This window comes from Paenibacillus amylolyticus, assembly GCF_003719335.1.
GTDB classification, from domain to species: Bacteria; Bacillota; Bacilli; order Paenibacillales; family Paenibacillaceae; genus Paenibacillus; species Paenibacillus amylolyticus_D.
The window spans coordinates 581,749-606,129 of the sequence record NZ_RIAS01000001.1; the positions used below are offsets into that span (position 1 = coordinate 581,749).

Annotated in this window: 25 protein-coding genes; 6 read left to right on the forward strand and 19 right to left on the reverse strand. The window is 47.0% G+C overall.

The annotated features are described in order from the left end of the window. Window positions 1-51 precede the first annotated feature (51 nt). The 16 genes from EC604_RS02635 to spoVAC form a co-directional block, all read right to left on the reverse strand. A complete protein-coding gene (locus EC604_RS02635; RefSeq protein ID WP_161556836.1) occupies window positions 52-1,008 on the reverse strand; it encodes a phosphotransferase family protein in 957 nt (318 codons plus the stop codon). Between the two features lie 223 nt (window positions 1,009-1,231). Beyond that, window positions 1,232-2,002 (reverse strand): class I SAM-dependent DNA methyltransferase, encoded by a 771-nt coding sequence (locus EC604_RS02640; RefSeq protein ID WP_123062609.1) that lies wholly within the window; start codon window positions 2,000-2,002, stop codon window positions 1,232-1,234. Window positions 2,003-2,180: 178 nt separating this feature from the next. Further along, window positions 2,181-3,083, reverse strand: a complete 903-nt coding sequence (locus EC604_RS02645; protein ID WP_123062610.1) for a CvfB family protein — start codon at window positions 3,081-3,083, stop codon at window positions 2,181-2,183. After that, a complete protein-coding gene (gene rsfS / locus EC604_RS02650) occupies window positions 3,080-3,427 on the reverse strand; it encodes a ribosome silencing factor (protein ID WP_123062611.1) in 348 nt (115 codons plus the stop codon). Before rsfS ends, EC604_RS02645 begins: the two co-directional genes overlap by 4 nt. 17 nt (window positions 3,428-3,444) lie before the next feature. After that, entirely contained in the window at window positions 3,445-4,011 is a 567-nt protein-coding gene (gene yqeK / locus EC604_RS02655; protein WP_123062612.1) for a bis(5'-nucleosyl)-tetraphosphatase (symmetrical) YqeK, read from the reverse strand. Further along, the gene (locus EC604_RS02660; RefSeq protein WP_123062613.1) at window positions 3,995-4,585 is read right to left on the reverse strand and encodes a nicotinate-nucleotide adenylyltransferase; all 591 of its coding nucleotides are present in this window, start codon (window positions 4,583-4,585) and stop codon (window positions 3,995-3,997) included. The genes yqeK and EC604_RS02660 overlap by 17 nt, the downstream gene beginning before the upstream one ends. A gap of 14 nt (window positions 4,586-4,599) precedes the next feature. Beyond that, on the reverse strand, window positions 4,600-4,893 hold the full coding sequence (gene yhbY, locus EC604_RS02665; RefSeq protein WP_123062614.1) for a ribosome assembly RNA-binding protein YhbY: 294 nt from the start codon (window positions 4,891-4,893) through the stop codon (window positions 4,600-4,602). A gap of 76 nt (window positions 4,894-4,969) precedes the next feature. Next, window positions 4,970-5,839 (reverse strand): shikimate dehydrogenase, encoded by an 870-nt coding sequence (gene aroE, locus EC604_RS02670; RefSeq protein WP_123062615.1) that lies wholly within the window; start codon window positions 5,837-5,839, stop codon window positions 4,970-4,972. A 51-nt stretch (window positions 5,840-5,890) separates the two neighbouring features. Then, window positions 5,891-7,018: a ribosome biogenesis GTPase YqeH gene (gene yqeH / locus EC604_RS02675; protein WP_123062616.1), complete on the reverse strand. Its 1,128-nt coding sequence runs from the start codon at window positions 7,016-7,018 to the stop codon at window positions 5,891-5,893. Next, the gene (locus EC604_RS02680; protein ID WP_123062617.1) at window positions 7,015-7,542 is read right to left on the reverse strand and encodes a YqeG family HAD IIIA-type phosphatase; all 528 of its coding nucleotides are present in this window, start codon (window positions 7,540-7,542) and stop codon (window positions 7,015-7,017) included. The genes yqeH and EC604_RS02680 overlap by 4 nt, the downstream gene beginning before the upstream one ends. A gap of 108 nt (window positions 7,543-7,650) precedes the next feature. Further along, a complete protein-coding gene (locus EC604_RS02685) occupies window positions 7,651-9,864 on the reverse strand; it encodes a transglutaminaseTgpA domain-containing protein (RefSeq protein WP_123062618.1) in 2,214 nt (737 codons plus the stop codon). Beyond that, window positions 9,861-11,108: a DUF58 domain-containing protein gene (locus EC604_RS02690; RefSeq protein WP_123062619.1), complete on the reverse strand. Its 1,248-nt coding sequence runs from the start codon at window positions 11,106-11,108 to the stop codon at window positions 9,861-9,863. The genes EC604_RS02685 and EC604_RS02690 overlap by 4 nt, the downstream gene beginning before the upstream one ends. Window positions 11,109-11,111: 3 nt before the next feature. Further along, complete coding sequence (locus EC604_RS02695) at window positions 11,112-12,068, reverse strand: AAA family ATPase (protein ID WP_123062620.1); 957 nt, start codon at window positions 12,066-12,068, stop codon at window positions 11,112-11,114. A gap of 196 nt (window positions 12,069-12,264) precedes the next feature. Next, a complete protein-coding gene (gene spoVAE, locus EC604_RS02700; protein WP_123062621.1) occupies window positions 12,265-12,615 on the reverse strand; it encodes a stage V sporulation protein AE in 351 nt (116 codons plus the stop codon). Window positions 12,616-12,620: 5 nt separating this feature from the next. Then, on the reverse strand, window positions 12,621-13,637 hold the full coding sequence (gene spoVAD / locus EC604_RS02705) for a stage V sporulation protein AD (protein WP_123062622.1): 1,017 nt from the start codon (window positions 13,635-13,637) through the stop codon (window positions 12,621-12,623). Then, entirely contained in the window at window positions 13,634-14,086 is a 453-nt protein-coding gene (spoVAC, locus tag EC604_RS02710) for a stage V sporulation protein AC (RefSeq protein WP_123062868.1), read from the reverse strand. The genes spoVAD and spoVAC overlap by 4 nt, the downstream gene beginning before the upstream one ends. A 649-nt stretch (window positions 14,087-14,735) precedes the next feature. On the opposite strand from spoVAC, the gene EC604_RS02715 reads away from it, so the two are divergent. Together EC604_RS02715 and EC604_RS02720 are read left to right on the forward strand one after the other, a co-directional pair. Further along, the gene (locus EC604_RS02715; protein ID WP_123062623.1) at window positions 14,736-15,809 is read left to right on the forward strand and encodes a M42 family metallopeptidase; all 1,074 of its coding nucleotides are present in this window, start codon (window positions 14,736-14,738) and stop codon (window positions 15,807-15,809) included. A 193-nt stretch (window positions 15,810-16,002) separates the two neighbouring features. Further along, window positions 16,003-16,323, forward strand: a complete 321-nt coding sequence (locus EC604_RS02720) for a hypothetical protein (RefSeq protein WP_123062624.1) — start codon at window positions 16,003-16,005, stop codon at window positions 16,321-16,323. A gap of 280 nt (window positions 16,324-16,603) precedes the next feature. Here EC604_RS02720 and EC604_RS02725 read toward each other — a convergent pair whose 3' ends face one another. Continuing rightward, on the reverse strand, window positions 16,604-17,311 hold the full coding sequence (locus EC604_RS02725; protein WP_123062625.1) for a metal-dependent hydrolase: 708 nt from the start codon (window positions 17,309-17,311) through the stop codon (window positions 16,604-16,606). Window positions 17,312-17,580: 269 nt separating this feature from the next. Between EC604_RS02725 and nirB the strand changes: the two genes are divergently transcribed. The 4 genes from nirB (at window position 17,581) to EC604_RS02745 (ending at window position 22,120) form a co-directional block, all read left to right on the forward strand. After that, window positions 17,581-20,010, forward strand: a complete 2,430-nt coding sequence (nirB, locus tag EC604_RS02730; RefSeq protein WP_123062626.1) for a nitrite reductase large subunit NirB — start codon at window positions 17,581-17,583, stop codon at window positions 20,008-20,010. A 66-nt stretch (window positions 20,011-20,076) separates the two neighbouring features. Continuing rightward, window positions 20,077-20,403, forward strand: a complete 327-nt coding sequence (nirD, locus tag EC604_RS02735; RefSeq protein ID WP_123062627.1) for a nitrite reductase small subunit NirD — start codon at window positions 20,077-20,079, stop codon at window positions 20,401-20,403. Between the two features lie 59 nt (window positions 20,404-20,462). Further along, on the forward strand, window positions 20,463-21,245 hold the full coding sequence (locus tag EC604_RS02740) for a formate/nitrite transporter family protein (protein WP_123062628.1): 783 nt from the start codon (window positions 20,463-20,465) through the stop codon (window positions 21,243-21,245). 245 nt (window positions 21,246-21,490) lie between these two features. Then, entirely contained in the window at window positions 21,491-22,120 is a 630-nt protein-coding gene (locus EC604_RS02745; protein ID WP_090914967.1) for a YfbR-like 5'-deoxynucleotidase, read from the forward strand. A 238-nt stretch (window positions 22,121-22,358) separates the two neighbouring features. Here EC604_RS02745 and EC604_RS02750 read toward each other — a convergent pair whose 3' ends face one another. Continuing rightward, window positions 22,359-23,687: an MFS transporter gene (locus tag EC604_RS02750; protein ID WP_123062629.1), complete on the reverse strand. Its 1,329-nt coding sequence runs from the start codon at window positions 23,685-23,687 to the stop codon at window positions 22,359-22,361. Between the two features lie 2 nt (window positions 23,688-23,689). Continuing rightward, window positions 23,690-24,343 carry a TetR/AcrR family transcriptional regulator gene (locus EC604_RS02755; protein WP_123062630.1) on the reverse strand — a complete coding sequence of 218 codons (654 nt, stop codon included), beginning with the start codon at window positions 24,341-24,343 and terminating at the stop codon, window positions 23,690-23,692. Window positions 24,344-24,381: the final 38 nt, after the last annotated feature.

The window sequence follows — 24,381 nt, forward strand, 5'->3', positions numbered from 1 at the left end:
TCTTTCTCACAAGTCAGACTGTATTGCCCATCACATGCCAACTGGCCTTACTCACATTTTTCTAAACCGTTCAATGCCTTCATGCAAATTACGAATCGTCCAGTCGATATGCTCATTGTTATCATACAGACGGTAATCGCATTCAATCCGTAGCGCAAGATCAAAATACAAATCGTACAAACCTCTGCGCTTCCGCTCATGATCCGTCTCAACCTCACGTCCATATCCTTTGAGAAAACCCGGAGTATAGTTAAAATGACTGAAATAATGCTCCATGAGCGGATCGCCCCATAGCGAGCGTTCAAAATCTATAATTGCCGTAATTTGTTTATCCTGGACCAGCACATTGCCATCCCATAGATCCCAGCTGATCAGGGAAGGTTCTGTCACCTCATCCAGTGCATCTGATTTCTCATCAATTAAACGTCTCAGCTCATTGTAATCAATGCCGATGTCAACTCCCGCCTCTTCACCATCCGCAAGCATATCATCCATGAGCATCAAGAAAGCTTCTCTCCACGTCGCACGTTGTCTGTCCTTTCCGGAAAAATAACCAAACCTCTCCCCCTTAATCTCGTTGATTCGCTGGTTATACCAGCCTAACTGCTGTTCAACCGCTTCCTGATCTTCGGCAGTAAACTGTGCTTTCACCTGGTTGTATGGAATCCCAGACATAAACTCCATAATGAAATACTGGGCGGGGGCCATGATTAATGAAGCATCGTATGCCAGTACCAGAGGCACAGGGACATCCTTCAACTCAGCAACATGCTTGAGTGCTTCCACTTCGGCCGTCATTAAATCCTGTTCACAACGCATTAGATTGGTCGTAGCCGCAGGTGCAATTTTAAGAACAACTTTCCGTCCATCATCAAGCAAAATTTTATAAGCATGGTTGGCCCAGCCATCAATCATTTCCTCGTAATCTTGAATCGATACAGCAAGGTGATGCTTAATGATCTGATCCAGCTGTTCTTTGGACAATCTCGTTTTATATGTACTTTCCATCTCTACAAATCCCCCTGTGATTGGAATGTGGTTCGCTCGTTTAGAAAACGTTTTCCTTTTTCCATTCATTATGTCTCTCTTTGCTCCAAGCGGCAATACTTTTTATCATATCTGTTCAAAAAAAACTGCCTCTAGCAACATACTTACGCGTTGCACAAGGACAGTTTCTTATCCGAATTAATTTAAATTAGTTAAGCATCGCTATTTATATCTCATTAAGCATTCATTTTACAGCTACGTAGAACAAACGCTGCGCGTGATCTTCAGCTTCTTTCCACTCAAAGTCTGCATATACCTTCACATCACGGAAGCCCGCTTTGCTTAATTCAAGCTTCATCCATTCTGGATCATAAGCCCGTTGCATATGAATCTCCTCAAATCGCTGATACGTATCCCTGTTGCCATCATCCAATCTAGAAAAAATGCTCAGATGATGCTCAATCTCACACCGCTCCTGATCGAAATCACACGTCCAGATATATGAGACCGAGCGTTCATCTAATACAAAAGGCTGTTCCTCGTCATACCGAATCAATGTATTGGGATGGTGTACATCAAACAGAAATGTACCTCCCGGCTTCAGCATTTCATACGTCCGCTCGAATGTTCGAATGACATCTTCTGATTCCAGCAAATAGTTCACACAATCGCAGAACGAAATGACCGAGTCTACAGGTTCAGGCACTCTCCAATCACGCATATCCTGCTGTATCCAGCGTACACTGCCTTCCCGGTACAAACGGTGCCCCTTCGGTGTCGCTTCCATTTTGCTACGTGCAACAGATAACATATCTGCGGAGAGGTCAATACCCGTCACTTCAAAGCCAGAGTTCACCAGCGGAATCGTAATTGATCCCGTTCCACAGCCAAGCTCGGCCACACTTTTGGGCATGCCATGCTGTTCCCAGGCAGTTCTTGCAAACCTTATCCAGTCCGGATAAGGCATATCTTCCATTAATTCATCGTAAACGTAGGCAAATTTCCGGTAAGACATGTCGGCACCGCACTTTCAATATCATTTTCCTCGTCGGATTGGATCAAAACTCAAACAAAAAGCAGGGCTTCCGGTGTTTACCCAGCCTGGCCCTGCCTTACTTAAACCGCTGCATAAAGTATCGGCTCAATGAAACATGCAATATTTCAACCTGTACTCGGCTGCGCCTCGCCTGTGTCTACTCTTCCTGCTGTGGTTTTGGCACAGATTCGGACAGGTATGTCCAGTTTTCCTTCTGTACCACCAATCCATCTTTCATCAGCTTACCGAGAGCACGTTTGAACGCAGATTTACTGATGCCAAAACGTTGTTTGATAATATCCGGAGGTGTCGCATCGGAATACGGCATGCCGCCCATAGGGCGCTCTTTCATAAATGCGAGCAACTTGTCTGCGTCTTCGTTACGTCCGACTTCTTTACGCTGCGTCATCGCCAGGTTTACACGGCCGTCTTCACGCACCAGCGTAACCCGGCACTTCACCTTTTCACCCAAACGCAACATATGGCTGCGCTCCGAGGAATGGATCATGCCAATCGCTCCAAAACCAAGCACACCGCCATCTACGAGGACAAACGTACCCATCTGAAGTGGCTTGTACACCAAAGCTTCAACCCACTCATTCACCCATGTTGTCGGAGCGTGGAAGGCAAGCGGAGCAAGTTCACGTTCTCCGGCCAATTTGGCACGCAGACGTCCTTGCTTGTCATGCTCCATGATTACGAATACTTCATCCCCAACTTGGGGACGCAGTTCTTCAAGTTCAGGCAACTCACGGATTGGAAGCAACAACTGGCGACCAAGACCCATTTCCAGGAAGCAGCCGAGGCGCGGATGCACATCAGCTACGACCAGTTTAGCCATTTCACCAAGTGTGAGGTAAGGTTTTTTCATTGTAACAGCAAGGCGGTCTTCTGTATCAAAGAATACAAAAACCTCCAGCGTTTCACCGATCTTGATATCCCGAGTCAGCTCGGTATAGTGAAGCAATACATCTTCCGATCCTGTCGTCAAAAAGTAGCCAAACGGTGACACTTCACGTGAAACCGGCAGTGAGACGACTGTTCCTGCGATCAAACTCATACCGTTTCCACCACTTTGGCGTCAGACCAGAGACGCTCGATATTGTAATACTCACGCTCATCGCGGTGGAATACGTGAACCACGACGTCACCAAGATCCATCAGCACCCAGCGTGCAGAGTCCATACCTTCTATACCTTTAATGGTTACACCAGCTGTATGCGCCTGTTTGCGAATCTCTGTAGCAATCGCCTGTACCTGTGTATCCGAGTTACCGTGGCAGATCACAAAATAATCAGCGACCAGTGAAATATTGTTCAGGTCAAGCGCCACGATGTTTGATGCCTTTTTATCGTCAGCGGCGGCAACCACCATATTCATAAGTTCTTTCGATGATACTGTCATGAACCAACCTCCATAATCTATAATTGTGCAATCAAGTCATTACGTGAGAGCACCGTAAGCGGGTAGATGACACGGCGCTGGGAGAGCAATAGGCTGATCGTCGAATCAAACCCTGCTATCAGACCTTCCTCCAGACTGCGCTGTGCCTGCTCGCGAATGTACTCTACTCCCGGGAAATCACGTCCCGGCTCAATATAATCGGCAAGGCATACCACTTTGTCCAGCAGACTCATCCCTACCCTACCAGAAGTATGCCACCGAATGGCGTTAATAATTTCGGAATCGGACACACCATAATCCCGTTCAGCTACAAAGGCACCCACTTCCGAATGCCAAAGCTGTTTATCATGATGTAAAAGTTCTATATTTAATCCGTTATCACGAATAACTGCTTCCATCTCAGCTACCGGCCAATATTTGGCCACGTCATGTAAAATCGCCGCTATATCCGCTTTTGCCGGATCAGCACCATACTTTTCAGCTAAGACAACGGCTGATTCCATAACACCCTGCGTATGTTTCCAGCGCTTGGCCGGCATCTGTGCAGAGACAGCCTCGATTAACCCCTCACGGCTTAGTGCCATATAAACCGCTCCTTACAATATATTGATGAACTGCATCGGGGATCATAAACCGCACCGAATGTCCACTCGCAAGTCGTCTGCGAATAGCTGTGGATGAAATATCAACAAGCGGCATCTCGGCCAGCAGAACCCGTCCCTGCAATGCATCCGGTAAATCGTCCAGATGTAGCTGGAAGCCCGGACGTCCAACACCGATGAAGGTCATTTTGGACGCCAGCTCTTCAATCTCTTCCCATTTGGGAAGGTAGTTCACCATATCCGCCCCAATGATAAAATAAAATTCATGCTCAGGGAAGCGGCTCCATAATTCACGCATAGTGTCAATTGTATAGGATACGCCGCCAAGTTCCATTTCGATGCCTAGTACTTCATACTGAGGAGCTTGCTTCACAGCCGCCTCGGTCATTTCCAGACGTTGTTTCCCCGTCGCACCTGCACTGGGTTTGTGAGGCGGGACATGGGACGGCATAAACCAGATTTCATCCAGTGCATGCGAATCCCTTGCCGCTTCCGCTGCCAGCAGATGCCCCATGTGGATCGGATCAAACGTACCGCCCATGATGCCGATCTTCACCCGCGCCACGCTCCTTATCTTGGAAGTTCGATTTGTTTATTGTCGCGTGATTCTTTGTACAAGATAATGGTGCTACCAATCACTTGCACAAGTTCACTGCCTGTTTCGCGAGCTATTTCTGCAGCAATTTCATTTTTATCATCAAGGTTATTGTTTAGCACTTGAACTTTCATCAGTTCGCGCTTCTCAATTGCCTCTTCGATGTGACGGAACAAATGCTCATTCGTGCCCCCTTTACCAATTTGAAACACAGGGGTCAGATGATGTGCTTGTGACCGCAAAAAGCGCTTTTGTTTACCAGTTAACATGAATACTTCATACTCCTTATGTTGAGCAGGCTCTGCACATAGCACGAGGCTGATTCAGGGCCTGGCCGTTCAATTATTATTTTTCAAAACTATCCAGTACTGCACGTCGCATCGTGTCGACAGGGGCAGGGATGCCAAGCCAGTGTTCAAATGCGACCGCTCCTTGATAAACAAACATCCCTAGTCCGCCATGCACGGTGCATCCGCGCAAACGGGACTCACGAAGCAGACGTGTCTCTAGCGGGTTGTATATCAGATCGCTGACAGCTGCCCCTTCCCGGATCCATGCAGGATCAACTGGCACATCATCCACATGTGGGTGCATGCCCGCTGCTGTCGTATTGATAACGATATCTGCCGTTGCGAGTACAGTTTGAGCATCCTGCATCCCGTTGCCGGAGATGTCTCCCAGACCATGACCTCGCAAATCCGCAGCAAGAGCTAGTGCTCTGTCAGCCGTGCGGTTCAGAATGCTGATCTGTTCAGGCTTTTCGAGTGCAAGCGCATAGATCACACCTCTTGCCGCGCCGCCTGCACCAAGAACAGCAATCCGTTTCCCTGCAAGCTGAGGAACAGCCTCTTCTTTCAACGAGCGCACATATCCAATTCCGTCGGTATTGTACCCTGTCAGCTTGCCATTTTCGTTCACGATCGTATTTACTGCTCCAATTAAGCGAGCACTGTCATCAATCACATCGAGGTATTGCATCACCTGCTCCTTATGTGGAATCGTGACATTAACACCACGATAGCCCAAAGCAACAATGCCACGAATAGCAGCTTCAAGCTGATCAGGGTGCACATGCAGCGGCATGTACATTCCGTGCACACCGGTTGCTTGCAAAGCAGCATTATGCATGGCCGGGGATTTGGAATGAGCAATCGGGTCCCCCATTACACCCAGCAGTACAGGAAGTGAAGATTTGAACTTATTTTCTGCTGACATCGATACGCCTCCGATCTGATCCGTTGTTCGAATGTAAAGATTGTACCCAAATTAGATCAGGGAAGGACGAATCTGTACCCGAATGCCTTTTGGAACATGGACAGCCACCAGGGCACCGTTATCTCCGTTAACCTTGATCCAGCCCAGACCAGAGATGAATACATCCGACTGACTTCCACGCTTGATTCGGAATTCATGTCTCGTCCATTCCGGCATCTCGGCCGCGTACTCACGTGTTGGCGGAGCCAGCAACTCACCCAAGTGATCACGGTATAAATCATCTGCCCGCTCCAGTTTCGTCCGGTGGATGTTCAAAGCAGTGCTGATGAAACAAGTAAACGATTGGCGATCCCCTTCAATAAAATCAAACCGAGCCATTCCCCCAAAGAACAGAGTCTGACCGGAATTCAATTGATATACAGCAGGTTTAAGCGGTTTCTCCGGCATGATCGCTGCAAGATCCTGGCGCGATACAATTTCGCTGAAGCGCCATGGATACACAATTCCCGGCGTGTCAATAATATATTTTCCGTCGTCCAGGGGAATGTTCACCATATCCAGTGTCGTTCCCGGATAACGAGAGGTCGTCAATTCTTGTTCCAGATCGCTGTAGTCTCGAATCAAACGGTTAATCAGTGTCGATTTACCGACATTGGTTCCACCGACAACGTACACATCCCGATCTCCACGGTACGTGCCTACGAGCTCAAGCAGACGGTCAAACCCTTGGTTTTGCTTCGCACTGCAGAGCACAACATCTACTGTCCGCAGGCCCTGTTCCTTGGCTTGCTTTTGCACCCAGTTCCGAACTTTGTTCCAGTTAGTAACTTTAGGAAGCAAGTCCGTTTTGTTCACAGCAAGCAGTACCGGATTGTTGCCAACAAAGCGTTGCAATCCGGAGATAATACTGCCATCAAAATCAAACAAATCAACGATATGAATGACAAGCGCATCCTTATCCCCGATTTTGCTGAGCAGAGCCAGAAACTCGTCCTGATCCACCGTAACAGATGATGACTCATTATAATTTTTGATACGGAAACAGCGCTGGCAGATGACCGGCTCACGGTCAAGTGCTTTTTCTGGAAGATATCCGGGCAAATCAGGATTTTCCGTTTGTAAATTCACGCCGCATCCACTGCATCTTACGGCAATATTGCCGTTATGCGGTTCTGTCATTTCTTCTTTTCCTCCTCAAGCCATAAGCCTTTCTTACGCAAATTCGATAGAGCAATCCGTTCCACTCTCCGATTAAAGCGGGTCATAAAGCCCTCATCCCCGATGGAAATCGGCAGCACCAGAACGGTATAGAGTCCAAGCCTGTTCCCTCCATAAACATCGGTAAGCATCTGATCCCCTACAACAATCGTTTTTTCGGGAGTAAGCTCCATCATTTTCATTGCTTTACGAAACGGTACATTCGATGGTTTGCGTGCACTATGCACAAACTGGATATCCAGCGGAGTCGCAAACAGGGAAACCCGATTCAGATTGTTATTGGACACAATCATCAGCTTGAATCCCACCTCTTTTACACGCGCGAACCATTCGATCAATTCTGGTGTAGCATCAGGTGCTTTGGCTCCAACAAGCGTATTATCCAGGTCAGTTATGATTCCACGATACCCTTGAGCGTACAGTTCTTCCAAATCAATATCAAAAACCGTGTCTACACGCAGCTTGGGCATTAACATTTTAAACAAAGAAGTCACCTCAGTTTCATACGACACACTATATCACAAATCTGTCTTTCCTGAAAATGAAAACACCCTTTATCACGTTAAAAAAAGGAAAAACGGGACGGGCATTACCTATGCCCGTTCCGCTTTCAGTTCTTTCCGCAACTTCAAAGCTGCCTGATAGACAACTTTCCAATCATCGGCGGTTACGGTTGCCGGACTGTAGCGGGTCTGTTCAAATTTCATAAGCAACTCTTCCAATGTGCCTTGAGCAGATGGGATTAGCTGACTCCAGCGGGTTACGGACTCACGAAGCGTTTCGTCCCCACTGCGCGTCAGACCTCGTCTTCTTGCATAACGAATCCAGCGTTCTGTCTCAGCCAGCACCTTCTGTTCAGGTGTCAGCGGTCTGCCTGTCCGCAGTCGAAGCAGCAAAAATCGCAGTGAAAGGCGGTTGCGCCAGAACATATAAGCAACCCACAGTACGATAACAGCAACTGCAATCCAGATCACAAAAGTTGGAATCGCAGCTGTAGTCTGCTCAGGAGCAGGTGCTTGCTCTTCTTCTTGAACCGGTTCTTCCTCTGGTTGATCTTCTGGCTGATCCGCCGGCTGAACTTCTGGTGCTTCGGTCAGTAACGGCATATCAAATCCCGGTGTTGCTTCAACCGGAATCCATCCGTACTCGCCAAAATACACTTCTGCCCACGAATGTGCATCTGCATTCGTGACGGTGTAAGTCGTTTCAATGGGTGCACCTGGCTGCCGTGGAGCCTGCATGTCCGAGTTCAGCGACATCTGTCCGGGTGCATAACCCTTTACCCATCGGGCTGGGATGCCTTCCGCCCTTGCCATCATCACAAGCGCGGTGGAAAAGTAATCACAATACCCTTCACGAATATCAAACAAGAACCCTTCAACAAAATCATTGCTCACTTTCCGGGACAGATCCGGATTGTTGGTGTAGTTGAAGTTTTGTTGTAAATAGTCTTGCAGTAATGCTACTTTTTCATACGGTGTTTTTGCGGACGCTGTAACCTCGGCCGCGAGATCCTTTACCCTTTCAGGGAATCGGGAAGGCAATTGCAAATACTTGTCGTCTGCCGGATTGCTTGTATACAGAGTATCTGCTGATTTGGTACGAAGCTCATCTTCTACGATAATCGGCACTTCGGATACAACCGTATAGTTTTTGGGATACTGCGGCTGCTGACGCGATGTGACCACGTGCAACTCCGCCCGCTCTGTATTCCAAAGCATACGATCCGCTCTTTCTTCACCATTCACAGAGCTCACTTGTGATATGGAGTATGCACCAAATAAAATGGGATATACCGTGTCATTCAACATCGTTACTTTCTGTGTGACTTTTTTCGTATTTACTTTACCAGCCTCTTCATTTTCCAGCGTTTGACTGGCTGACACATTCTCCATTGAAGCACGTCCAGGCTCATCCCAGCCCGTGCCTGTATATTCAGAACGCGTTTCACCCCGCCAGTAACTTCGATCACTGGTCGTAATGGACATGACTGGCGTGTAATCAAAGTTAAACCCACCGCCAAGCTGACTATCCTCACGGCTGTATCCTGACTCCGTTGCTGTAGGGATATCCAGTACTCCGTTCCCGGATTGACTTGAAGATGTTCCCGTGTAATTTCGCCAAGCGGTGTAAGGATCGGTCAAGGTTGGCGGAATTTCCGGCATGTTCACACTGGCAACAATAATTAATGAGAAAATGATAGCAATATTCGCCAGTATTTTATAAGGATACCGAATCATTCGTTTCCAGCCCTGCGGATACTGAAGCTGATAATTACGGAAGTGCTGACATACGAGCCAACCCATACCTGCAAACATCACCCAGGCAATCTCAACCCAGAGTGGAATTTGAGTAAAGGAATCCAGAATGCCTAGAGATATGATATTAATTCCCAGGAACACAAGGATGCGGCGGGTTGAGTTTACAAGGCGAAGCGCAGCTTCTAACATCACCCATGCACACAAGGTAAACCAGATGTACGGAGGCATGTGCAAGATAAATTGCTCCATACGCTCTGTTAACGTCCCGTAAGGGATGTAAACCATGTAATCAATCAACGTTTTGTGCAAAATATATAAGAGAACAACGGCCTTGGTTATCGTTCGATACAGCATTTTAAAGGGAAGAATGACCTCCAAAATACTAACAGCTGCCAGAGTCCACAGCACCAGCGAAGTCGTCTCGGTATACCATGACTCCTGGGTGAACGATATCCATTGCAACGCAATGAGAAATATCCAGAGCAAGGATGCCGCATGATACCAGGATCTTTTCAATCCCAAACTTTCATTTCTTATGGCATTCATACCGAACCTCCCCCCATAACCGTTGGAAGTTCCTGCAGGTGAGCAACACTGAATGATCTTGTGCCCCTGCCACGCAGCATGGCATTCCATTCCTTACTTTGGCGAGATTCCGTTGAATCAATCAGAATGTGACATGGGGTCATGCCACGTGTATCTGCCCAGCGAAGCAACTCGAGAATCTTTTCATCTTTTTGTGGAGAGATGACAACAAAATAGGCTCCCTGCGGAAACTGACGGGCTAATTTCTCAACTCCAGGTAACAAGGTAGCATCCTTTCCGTTATCCTGGATATCCACGAGATGATGCATCATCTTCTGCCGTTCAATCAGACTTTCACTTGGAGGCATGAAGGATGACTTATCAGCCAAGGTTAACAATCCCATCCCCATGCGTTCCCTGCTGCCATAGTCTAGCAGAGAAGCTGTAGTAGAAACGGCCAGTTCGAATGCTTCACCGTGCGGATAACTTCCGGCGAGCGCATCCAGAACCAGAATGGTTTTAGGCACAGACTCATGTTCAAATTCTTTAGATTTCCAGTTGCCTGTTTTTGCTGTAGCATTCCAGTGAATGCGAGAAAGACGGTCCCCATAAACGTAGTCACGCACGCCGTTGATCTGGGTTGTTTCCCTGCGTGAACGTGTCAAGGCCGTCTGTGGCCCTGACAAGCGTGACTTGCGATCATACAGCTGCCAATAAGGAATAAATACCGTACGAGGTAAAACACGAAATTCACCACTGGCCTTGAATGTTCCGCGATGTTCGATCAATCCAAAAATATCCTCGCTAGCACATTCCGTATCCGAAAAAACATATTTTCCCCGCTCAAGCGGTGGAGTTTGAAAGGACAGTTCACCCGTTCCCCGCATACTCGGGATCAGGCTTTCCTTAAATGACCACGATTCCCCATTATGTCGATGTAACATCTCACGCACGACCACATAAGGAAGCGGAAGAAATCCCGGAATGGTCAAGTTCAGCTTCACCCGCACCTGATCACCGGCATGAAGCATTTCTTCATGATCCTGTCCGGAAGAGAGCCTCCGTACGCCCTGAGCCCGTTTCACACCGCTGAATCCGGCAATCGCAAGATACAGGCAAAGCAGCGTTACCATGGACAAAAGCATAAGTGAGGTCTTTCCTCCTTGAAATAAAACGTACGCCAGACAGCACATCCACACCACGGCGATGCCCCATACGCGAGGGTGGCGCAGGCCTCGATTGACTGTAGTCAAAAGCGGTCTCATCAACTATTGCCCCATCGATACAGGCACACGAACCTGCTGTAATACAGCGTTCAGAACGGCCTCTGAGCTCATGCTGTCCAATCTGGATTCGGGACGAAGCACAATACGATGAGAAATAACATACGGAGCCATCGTTTTCACATCATCCGGCAGCACGTAGTCTCTCTCTTGCAGGAAGGCAAAAGCTTTCACGGCCATCATGAAGGAAATTGCAGCCCTTGGGCTAGCACCCAATAAAACAGACGGGTGAGTGCGCGTGTGGCGAACAACATCCAGCAGATAATCCATCACAGGGTCTCCAATGAACACTTCTTTAATCTCTTGCTGGATAGCCGAGATCTGATCCATGTGAGTCACAGATTCAAGCCGATCTACCGGTTGGCCCGATTGATGCTGCTTCAGCAACATTTTTTCAATATCCTTGTCGGGATAACCAAGGCTGATTTTCAACATAAAACGGTCAAGCTGCGCTTCGGGTAACGTATAGGTCCCCTCAAAGTCAATCGGATTCTGTGTAGCACAGAGCATAAACGGATGCGGGAGATCATACGTGTCACCGTCCACGGTTACACTGCGCTCTTCCATAACTTCCAGCAATGCGGATTGCGTTTTGGTCGTTGCACGGTTAATCTCGTCTGCGAGCAAAATATTGGTCATGACCGGACCCGGTCGGAAATAAAAACGCTCATCCTTCGGATGGAAAACAGAAACTCCTGTAATATCACTTGGCAGGATATCAGGATTACATTGAATACGCCGGTATTCCCCGCGCATGGATTTTGATAGTGCTTTGATCAGCTGTGTTTTGCCCGTTCCCGGTACGTCTTCAATCAGAACGTGTCCACCTGCTAGCAAAGCTGTGAGTAAAAGTTGAATTTCAAAGGACTTCCCCATAATGCAGGATTCCAGATTGGAACGAACTGCAGAGATGATTTGGATCGACTCTTTGCGCACAGGCATGTGGTCTAACCTCCTAAAAAAGCATACAGATTTCCTTTTATTGTACATGATCCAACGTCACGAGTACACTCGAAGGAACTCACAATTTGTTTCCAGTCGTCAGATTCACCGCATTTAACGCATAGATACGACAAAAAAAAGGCCGCGGATCACATAGATCCGAAGCCCTTGCTTATCACAGCATATATTTAAAAATTTAACCTTTTGGCCTGACAACCAGTGCCGCGAGAAAAGAAAAGATAATCGCCGACGATATCCCTGCCGCCGTGAGATCGAAAATACCGGTGATTACGCCTATCCAACCCTCTTTTTCCAGTTCGGTTAAAGCTCCGTGCACCAAAGAATTTCCAAAGCTTGTAATGGGAATGGATGCCCCTGCACCAGCGAATTTCACCAGAGGGTCATACAAACCAAAGGCATCAGCTACAGCACCAGCCACCACCAGCGTACTCATCGTATGCGCGGGTGTTAACTTCGCACCATCCATCAACAGCTGTCCGATCACACAGATCAGACCACCTACGATAAAAGCCCATAGAAATTGCATCTCTTTTAACCCTCCTGTTCAATTGCGACAGCATGTGCAATACAAGGAATACTTTCACCCTGCTGATATGAGAGTGGAGACAAGAGCGCTCCTGTTGCAACCACAAGCACACGCTTCAGATTACCTTTTTGCATCCGGTTCAGGATGTGACCATAAGTAACTGTAGCAGAACATCCGCAGCCGCTTCCTCCAGCAACGACTTGAGGCTGACTCTCCCGATCATAGATCATGAGCCCGCAATCGTTAAAAACGGTCTGCTCCATCGGAATACCTTCCTTATGCAAAAGTTCCTTCGTTATAGGCAGACCGACCGAAGCCAGATCACCTGTAACGATGAGATCATAATATCCTGGCTCCAGTCCGGTATCTCTGAAATGAGAAATAATCGTATCTGCCGCAGCCGGTGCCATCGCTGCACCCATATTAAAAGGATCCTTGATGCCGAGATCCATAATCCGGCCAATCGTGGCTTTCGCTACATACGGGCCTTGTCCTGTACGGGAAATGACACCACAACCGGAACCCGTGACGGTGTACTGTGCATATGGCGGCTTCTGGGAACCATATTCCGTCGGATATCGAAACTGTTTTTCAACCGTACAGTTATGACTCACCGTTCCAGCGAGCACATAATCGCCGGCACCAGAATCGACAATCATGGACGCTAGAGCTAACGTTTCCATTGAGGTTGAGCAGGCTCCGAATACACCAAGATAGGGTGCGCCCAATTTCCTTGCCGAAAACGAACTGCTGATAATTTGGTTCATCAGATCCCCGCCGACAAAATAATGCAGTTCTTCCTTGGTAATATTGGCGTTCACCAATGCGAGCTGGGATGCCTGTTCCAGCAGTTTACGCTCTGCTTTTTCCCATGTTTTCTCACCGATCTCCAGGTTATCATAAACGTAATCAAAATCAGAAGATAACGGCCCCTTACCTTCATCTGGGCCTACAACGGTAGCTCTGCCTATAATTCGCGGCTGATGTTCATACTCCCAAGTCTGGCGGCCCAGCCTTTTCATAGATGTCCACCTCCAAAGCCCAAAAAGGCATACACGATCCCAATGATAAAAGCCGCCACGACCCCAAAAACAATGACGGAACCGGCAAGCTTGAACATATTTGCTCCAACACCGAGCACCAGGCCTTCAGCACGATGCTCCAAAGCAGCCGAGCACATGGAATTGGCAAATCCTGTGACAGGGACCCCCGTACCCGCTCCCGCCCACTGCGCAATTTTGTCGTATACACCGAGACATGTCAGAATAACTGAAATCAGAATCATGACGGCCACCGTGGGACTTGCGGCCTCTTTGGATGTCATGTCCAACCCAGCCATAAACGCTTCCTGGATGGCTTGTCCAATCAAACAGACGGTTCCCCCCACCAGAAAAGCTTTGATACAATTTTTAAAAATTGGACGTGAAGGTTCATGTTTTTTGGCGACTTTTTTATATTCCTTTTCATCCATCGATAGCGATGAGGTTTTCTTCTTTCCGGTTGCAGATTGTTCTGGCAAGTACAGGACCTCCTTTATGTGAATGGTTTGCAGTTATAGCTGAATGGCGATTGTGGAGCACTTCTATACATTGTTTGTTATTATCGGGAAGGTTATGTATCCGGCGAGAAACAGCATATGTTTCCAAAGAGAAAGAGATGGGGAAGTTATATAGATCACGCCGCTTGATTGTAGTTCACAACCTGTTTGTTCTATAAATAAAGAAGAATGATGACGAGCAAAATAAAGAGTACAATGAACAACACCTTCTCATTGCCTTCTTCAGGAGGCTTCATCTTGTATCCCGGCTCCTTCCTACGCTTGAACGTCGTTTAACAGGACAGCCTGATTACAGAAGAATATGGCTCCCTTTTATAATCATATTCATGAAGGCGGCTTCAAGATTGAGACAACAGCGGACAGAAAAACGGAAAATCTAGACTAACCACGCAAAATCATGCCTTAAAAACGTAACATAAACATAGACATTCACTTGTGCAAGGTTCATACTATAATGTGACCAGTGGTTAATAACGAGTCCTTTGTACGAAAAAAAGGACACCAGGCCAGCAACCGTTTTACTGTGACCTGATATACATATCAACAGAGGAGTTGTTAACACATGAATGAAAAAACGTTGGACATGTTTCGCACATTAACGGAATTCCCTTCCGCCTCCGGCTTCGAACGTGAACTGCGCGGCTGGATGAAGGAGCAACTGTCCGCATATACCGATGAATTTGTACAAGATCGCTTGGGTAGTCTCTTTGGTGTTCTTCGCGGGGATGAATCCGGCCCGAAAGTCATGGTCGCCGGACATTTTGACGAAGTCGGCTTTATGACAACAGGCATTACGGAAACGGGTATGATCAAATTCCGTCCACTTGGTGGATGGTGGAGTCAAGCTGTGCTTTCGCAGCGTCTTCAGATTATTACTCCTGAGCGCCGGATTACAGGTGTTGTCGGCTCTACGCCTACACACTTGCTGGATGAATCCCAGCGAAGCAAGCCGGTAGACTTGAATTCAATGTATCTGGACATTGGCGCAGATGATCGTGCGGAAGCAGAATCATGGGGAATTCATCCCGGAATGCAGATCGTACCGATCTGTGAATTCACACCGATGGCAAACCCTAAGAAAATTATGGCCAAAGCCTGGGATAACCGTTATGGTGTCGGTCTGGCTCTTGAACTGGTGGAAGAACTGCATAAAGAGAAGTTACCGAATATCCTCTATTCCGGTGCAACGGTTCAGGAGGAATTGGGACTGCGCGGAGCACGTACAGCAGCCAACCTTATTCAACCAGACATTTTCTTTGCTCTGGACTGTAGTGCGGCTAATGACATGACGGGTGACAAACAATCCTTTGGTCATATCGGTCAAGGTGCATTGCTTCGCATCTTTGACCCAGGAATGTTCACGCATCGTGGAATGGTGGAGTATGTTAAGGATACTGCTGCTTCCAATAAGATCAAGACGCAATACTTCATCTCGCCGGGCGGTACGGACGCAGGTCAGGTTCACTTGAGTGGTATTGGTGTACCTTCTACCGTAATTGGCATCTGCGGCCGATATATTCACACCTCATCTTCCATTATTCATACGGATGATTACGATGCGGCTAAAGAATTAATTGTGAAGCTCGTGAAAGGTCTCGATCGTTCAACGATGGAAACCATTATTAATAACGCTTGATTTAAGCATAAGTCAACGGTATAAAGCTTCAAACCATAGAGATATCCTTTTTCGGGGTATCTCTTTTTCTATCGATCAAATAAATAAATGGATCGTTTGAACATGTTGAGCACGAGATACATAAGATAGGATACTGGAAGGTTAGTTAACTAAAGATGAAGAACCAACACATCAAACAGCGGGGGACCTTTGTATGGCAATGGGAAGGAACGGAAAATCAAATAAAGGTTCCAGAAAAACTAATGCCGCAAACACCCTTCTGAGTGGCAATTTAAAAGGAAAAAAACTTGAACTGATTGTTGCCGCATTATTGGTTAGCGGGAAATTAAGAGTGGATGCAGTCACGCTGTTTAGAGAAGCCACATTAGTTGTAGAATTAGTGGGCCAGTATAAAACACTCCAAAAGGTTGAACCTTCTAATTCAGATAAACTAGTCCAATTTTTGGATGAAACGGGCCGAGATATGACTCTAAACGATGTAATTCAGGCTTTTCAGCAACGTATAAATTCCTAAATGCCAAGCATGAAAAGAGGTGGCTGTGATGTCTGAGTTTGATGGAGTCGGTTTTGCCGAAATGCTAATTGTACTTATTCTTATTGTTTTGTTAGCATTTGGTTCTACAGATATCGATACACTTAGCGGTACACCTACGAAAGTCTAAATTACTTGTTTCTTGATATGTAACCAAACAACAGCGATTCTGAGGCAATGGCGGCTTAGCGCGACCATTCAAGTTACGCTCTTGATTTTTAGAACGCCAGTCCATAAAAATGGGCTGGCGTTTGTGGTTGTCCTACAGAAATAAAGGCGAGAATGCAAACCAAGCCAAAATCAGTGTCAGGATCACGCAGACATTTTCTACAACTGCTCCATGTTTAGTTCCCGTACTCATCAGATTTGCACGAATACGCAGCTTTAATGGCGGCAATGGACGAATCCCTCGATTAGTCAAGGAATCGGCAAGCAGATGAAGAGCATAAGCGGAACCTCCAGCGACCCAAATTTCTGGGCCTTGTTGCTGCGTTGTACTGTACAGTAAACCCGTCCAAACAGCTGTTCCGTACAAGGTATGCGTTAATCCCCTGTGTGTAAGTGTCGTGCACAACATAAGCAGGCTACCTGCAATCAAATTCCACGGAGCAAAAGCATGACCATAGAAGACCAAGCCCAGTCCAATGGCAAACATTAATACTTTACGAAGTGATCGCGAAGGCAGGAACGACACAAGCCCAATGAATACAGCAAGCAGCAGATTCCACGGTTTGGCCGGAACGTAAAAATACACAAACACAGCCGCAGGCAAAAGAATGGTCTGCAGCAGTCGAATCAAACTGCTCGGCAATGCTTTCGATACCAGCAATGAATTAGGCTCATCAATATCTGGCAGCAACGAGCCTATTAGTGCGACTGTTACAGCCGGTGCAGCAACCTGCATTCCAAGGAGCTGCAACACTGAAAGCGAAACGCCTGTCCCGATAATAAGGTGGGATCTTCCCATCATGATGCAAAAACGTCCTTTCGAGAAAATAGGGAACGTAACCGACCCCAATCTGATCATACCTCGAAAGAAAAACAAGAACAATAGTTCGTATTTCTTATTTCCGAAAAATATTTTTCATTCGTGATGCTCATCACACTTATTTTAATATGAATGATCTATCGTAATTAGTGAAATTAATCACATTTAGTTCGAGTTAGTCGTTGTATAATTCAAATATAAGCCATTAAAAATGTTGGTAAATGCACAGGTTTACCCAAGGAGGCATTCACATGAACGGAAATAAAGAAAGACTAGTTGTCATTGGTAACGGGATGGCCGGAATCAGCACGGTAGAGCAAATTCTAAAATTAACTTCGCGTTTTGATATTACGGTTTTTGGTACAGAACCTTATCCCAACTACAATCGTATTATGTTGTCCTATGTCCTGGAAGGCAGTAAAACGCTGGATGACATTGTCCTTAACGATCTTCACTGGTACAAGGACTATGGAATCACGCTTCACACAGGCACAACCGTTGCCCGCATTGATGCGGAGACTCGTGAAGTTGTAACAGAAGATGGTCACCGTACTCCGTATGACAAAGTTATTATCGCAACAGGTTCAAGTTCTTTTATCCTCCCTGTACCCGGACATGACAAGCAAGGTGTCGTTGGGTTCCGTGATATCGCCGATTGCAATATCATGCTGGAAGCAGCAAAAGCATACAAAAAAGCAGCTGTCATCGGGGGCGGACTGCTGGGTTTGGAGGCTGCTAAAGGACTTGTCCAACTCGGCATGGATGTTACCGTTGTGCATTTGATGGATGATCTGATGGAGCGCCAACTCGATCCACAGGCTTCTGCGATGTTGAAAGCGGAACTGGAACGTCAGGGAATTAAATTCAAAATGGGAGCACAAACCTCCGAACTGCTAGGCGGAGACCGGGTTGAAGGCATTCGTTTTGCGGACGATTCTGTGCTGGCTGTGGATTTTGTAGTGATGGCAGTTGGTATTAAACCGAATACATCTGTGGCCCGCGAGAGCGGTTTGGAAGTCAATCGAGGGATCATCGTGGATGACTACATGCAGACCTCCCTGAAAGATGTCTACTCTGTCGGGGAATGTAACGAACATCGCGGGGTATGTTACGGACTTGTGGCTCCTCTCTTTGAGCAAGGCATGATTCTTGCCAAACATATTTGCGGCGTGGAGACTGCTCCGTATGAAGGCTCGGTTGTATCTACGAAATTGAAAATTTCGGGTGTAGACGTCTTCTCTACTGGCGAATTCATTGACAGCCCTGAACATACCGTGATTTCACAGAAAGATGACTGGAAACGTACTTACAAAAAAATCCTGCTTCGAGACAACAAAATGGTAGGCGCTGTACTCTTTGGTGACATTACGGATTCCGCTGAGCTGCAGAAACTGATCAAGAACCAGACTGAAATGACAGATGAATTGTACAGTTCACTTATGGGTACAGGCTGCGGCGGTCACAAAAAAACGACGTCAGTTGAAACGATGCCGGAAGATGAAATCGTTTGTGGATGTAACGGCGTAACCAAAGGTGCTATCGTAGATGTCATTACCAATCAAGGTCTGACTACAGTTGACGAGATTAAAGCCTGCACGGGTGCAACCCGCTCTTGTGGAGGATGTAAACCGGTGGTCGAACAGATTTTACAATACGTGCTTGGAGATCATTTCACTGCCGGTGGCAAACAGGGAATCTGTAGCTGCACAACTCTCGGGCGAGATGAAATTGTAGCTGAAATCCGGGAAAAAGGCTTGCAAACAAGCAAGGAAGTCATGAACGTACTTGGCTGGAGCCAGCCTGAGGGCTGCTCGAAATGTCGTCCGGCCATCAACTACTATCTGGGCATGATCTATCCGGACACACATGAGGATGAAAAAGAATCCCGTTTTGTTAACGAACGTATGAACGCAAACATTCAAAAAGACGGAACATATACCGTTGTACCTCGGATGTACGGCGGGGTAACGACACCAGCCGATCTGAAAAAGATCGCTGACGTCTCAGTCAAATATGATATCAAAGCGGTTAAAGTGACGGGCGGTCAACGTCTGGATCTCATCGGTGTCAAAAAAGAAGATTTGACTAAAGTGTGGGCTGAACTGGATATGCCTTCGGGTTACGCCTACGCGAAATCGCTTCGTACCGTTAAAACGTGCGTTGGCTCCCAATTCTGCCGCTTCGGTACTCAGGATTCGATGGCCATGGGTGCGAGAATCGAACGTAAATTTGAACGTCTCGATCTGCCAGCCAAATTCAAATATGCCGTGAACGGCTGTCCTCGAAACTGTGCAGAAGCATGCACGAAGGATATCGGTATCGTCGGCAATGATGGCGGCTGGGAAATCTTCATCGGTGGTAACGGCGGAATCAAAGCAAGACTCGCTGACTCGCTGTGTAAAGTGAAAACCGATGATGAACTGATCGAATTGTGCGGAGCCATCATGCAGTATTACCGCGAGACAGGTAACTATCTGGAGCGTACTTCGGAATGGGTAGAACGCATGGGTCTGGAGCACATCCGCTCGGTTGTTGTGGATAACATTGAGGAACGTAAAGCGCTGATGGGACGGATCGAGTTCGCCCTTGCACAGGTGGAAGAACCATGGCAAAAAGCGATTCGTGATGAAGAAGGCCAAAGCAAAATGTTCCATAGCATTGAAGTTACGGCTCGCCCATAAACCAAATCAGACTTCATATTTACCGGATTAAGTAGAGAAAAAATGAGTTTAAAGGAGTGGTTGATGATGACGACCAAACAAACAGGCACGTATTTCCCGGCTGGAGGTATAGATGAATTTCTGCCACGCATCGGCAGAGTTGTAGAGATCGACGATCTTCAGCTCGCGGTATTCCGTGCTTCGGATGGCACCATCTTTGCTGCTGACAACCATAACCCCCACCCTAAGGGTGGGCCGCTGGCTGAAGGCATTGTATCCGGGCACTATCTTTATGATCCGCTGTATGATTGGAAAATTGATTTGACGACAGGTCAGGTACAGGCACCTGATAACGGTCAAGTGCAGATGTACCCGGTCAAGGTGGAGAACGACCAGGTCTGGATTGCTGTCTAAACTCTGCTCTGCCGTAACAATGGAGATTCGATTGATGTTGACTAATGGGGGAAACCATGATGTATACACCAAGTGTTGAAGGAATTATTGAAGCTGCTGTTAAAAAGAGAGATCAGATGAATGCAAGTTTACCACGTTACATGGTCGCCGCCTTAATGGCAGGCGCATATGTAGGGCTTGGCATTATCCTGATTTTTAGTATCGGGGCTCCGCTGCTTGCAGCACACTCACCATTGCAAACGATGCTGATGGGCATGTCCTTCGGGCTCGCCCTGACGCTTGTAATCTTTGCCGGGTCAGAACTTTTCACAGGTAACAACATGTTTTTTACGATGAGTACACTCGCCGGGCGAACCACAGTGAATGATACGCTGAAAAACTGGGGACTTGTGTTTCTCGGCAACCTGATCGGCGCCGTCCTGCTCAGCCTGCTGATTGTAGGTAGCGGGCTGTTCAAAGCAGCCACCCCGGAGCATCTTCTGTTCGTCGTTTCTGCCAAAAAAATGAGTGCTCCAGTTACAGAACTTTTCTTCCGCGGCATTCTCTGTAACTGGCTCGTATGTCTGGCCATCTGGATGTCTGCTCGCTCCAAAGAAGATATCGCCAAACTGGTTCTCATCTGGTGGTGTCTGTATGCCTTTATCGCAAGCGGTTATGAGCACAGCGTAGCCAATATGACCCTCCTTTCCCTGGCGTGGCTGTTGCCAAACCACCCGGATGCGATTTCGCTGGCTGGCTGGTTCCACAATATGATTCCGGTCACACTTGGTAATATCATCGGTGGCGCCCTGTTTGTCGGTATGGCCTACTGGTACACTTCACCGGTACGCAAAAAAGCATAATATAATTCCCGCATACTGTGTTTCTGAAACTACTACTATCAATAGTTTCTTGACTGCACGATATCCTTAATTTCACCTTTGCTCAAAGCCATGTGGGATGCCGAATCTGATTCAGCATCCCACATGGCTTTTGACCTTCCTTTTACAAATTTACAAATAGTGTATACATCGTTAATCTTCGGTTAACATAACGACAGTATAGTCGGTGTATCGACCACCCAAATTAGCAAAGGATGATCACATCTATGGGAATCCATACCTACTTCCGATCACTGAACGATCTTGAACGTATCATTCGTACCCCTGGCAAATTCAAGTTCGAAGAACATTGTGTATCCGCCCACTCCTGGAAAGTCGTGCAATACGCCAAAACACTCGCCGATATCGAAGAACAGCAAGGTGTAAGCATCGATTGGAAAAAGTTATACGAGATCACCAGCAGCCATGATTATGGCGAAATTTTCATTGGTGATATCAAAACACCGGTCAAACACTACTCGCTGGAGCTTCGTTCCATGCTGCAACAGGTGGAAGAAGGCATGGTATCCCATTTTATTAATGAGAATATCCCACCTGAGTTTCAAGACATTTTCCGCAGACAATTGCGTGAAGGTAAAGACAACTCCGTTGAAGGGCTTATCCTTGAAGTAGCTGATAAAATGGATCAAGTGTATGAAGCATTTGCAGAGTTGCAACGTGGCAATACGGAAAAAGAATTCATTGTCATGTACCGCTACGCGTTAATCAAAATCAAAAACATCGACCTCCACTGTGTTCGTTATTTCCTGAACCACATCCTGCCCGATATTATCGAAGAGGGTAACCGCTCCCCGTTTGATATCCGCAAAATTACTGAAGAAGCATTATCCCAATAATCGCCCTGCCCACCGGATGAATTTGATCCATGGACAGAGCTTTTTTTGTTGCTTTGAGATGCTGGCTCGTGTCATCCTCTTTAGTCGTGCCACTTCTGATTTGCACGATTGCATCGTTTAGATAAAAAAAGCCCTCGTCTGAACTCATTGCATAACGTCCGATATACAGATCGTTACACGAGATCAGATGAGGACTCTCTTCCCCTACTCTACTGTATCACTACTAACTGATGAATCATTAATCATGCGCAAGTCCGCCCACATCAGGAGGTGAAGCGATATCACTGCTCTGTTCCAGGGATTTGATCATTTTCAAACGTGACGTGATAATCGCAATCAGAATAACGAACAGTCCCGCTATGATAAACAGCAAGGCTATACCTCTCCCTGGCCCGGTTCCAATGATCTGACCCACGGATGACGCCAGCGCTCCTCCCTCCACCAGCAGTGGATTAAACACATGGTCCGCCAAAAATCCGGCTAAACTGTACGCGATTATAAAACCAAGCTGGGACAGGATACCGATAATCCCCCATACTCTGCCCTGCTTTTCATTGGCAATATTGTTCCGCACCAATACATCTGCGCTCATATTAACAAATGGCAACGATGAAAGGAACAGAAATCCTGCAAAGATGATAAAGTAAATATTCGTAGAAACACCCAATAAGGAGAACGCCAGACCACACATGACCAGACCTGCAACCAGCACACTGGCATATTTCTTGGTCATGGTGAAAATACCGATGCACAAGCTGCTGATCAGCATACCGATTGCACTAACGGACTGAAACGTTCCCAGTGTCTTGGCATCAGTAAACGAGAGTAACATGGGGCCAATGAGCGTTTCCAGAAACCCGAGATAGAAGGTAACTAGGGAGATGATAATAACAAGTAGCAGTACGCCTTTGTTGGTGACAACTTCTCTCCAGCCTTCCTGAATATCGGTCAGCCAGTTGCGATCATCCTTATCCTCTCGTTCCACCTTCATGCTCTTGCGAATAACGAGTACGGCCAGAATGGCAATTAGGAATGTCGCAATGTTAATGATCATAATAACTTCAATCGTTGTTACACTAAGCAAAATACCCGCGATAATCGGTGAAAATAAAAACTTGGAGGATTCCGCAAGCTGTACTAGGCCACTTCCCTTAGAGAACTGGTCCTTATCCAACAAGTCCGTCGCTGACGCTTTATATGCCGGACTTTGCAGCGCCGAGAACACCGAGCTGAATGCCACACCCACATAGATATGCCATAACTGGATATCGCCCGTGAGCATGATCGACAGAATAAAGACCAGGCCGGCCGCAGAGCCAAGGTCACCAATGATCATCATCGTACGGCGGTCAAACCGGTCAGCCATCACTCCTCCAATCGGACGAAGCAAGATGTTGGGTAAAAACGTGAATAGCGTAATCAGCGCAACGCTGGTTGCCGTGTTTGTTTTTTCGAAGGCATATACCCCGAGAGAGAACGCGGTCAATCCGATACCAATCATCGAGATCAGTTGACCAAACCAGACAATCAGAAACTTACCAAATGATTTGTGAACAGTTTGTTCCATAGTTACGACTCCTTTACTTGTTGAGCTTTATGTGGGAAATATAGTTCCGTTACATAAGCAAAGCTTCCATTTGCAGCACCCAGAACCCGCTCCATAATCTGACTGAATGCTCTAACCTTCTTCTGAAACTCTTCTTCCTGCCAATGAAAAATACCCTGATCCAGCAAAAACTGCGAGGAGACGAGTAGAAACTCAATGCTCTCCTGAGGAGCGGGGGTATGAAATACCCCCTCCTGTATGCCCTGTTCCACGACTTCTGCCAGAATGGGACTGAGACGGAGAACCGTTTCAACCAGGCTTTTTTGATGCATCTCCACATTCTGTACACTGTGTAGCTGCTCGATCACGCCAAGCTTGCGATCATCAGGCTGATTCTGAGTCATAATGATGCGGAAAATTTTATCATGCGCGCTAAGCTCGGGATCTGCCACGACACGCCTCGCCGCCGCTTCGCCGCTCATAATAAAACGCATAACGATGGCATGCATAACCTCCTCTTTGGACTCAAAGTAGTAATAGAACGTGCCTTTGGCAATATCACATGCCTGGAGGATATCCATAATCGTTGCTTTGGTGTATCCTTTGGTCACGAACAGAATTTCAGCCGCATCCAAAATTTCATTTCTGCGTTCCTCCGGATTTTTCATCAATCTCATATTCTGTCCTCCATTACCTCTCGACCGACTGTCGGTCT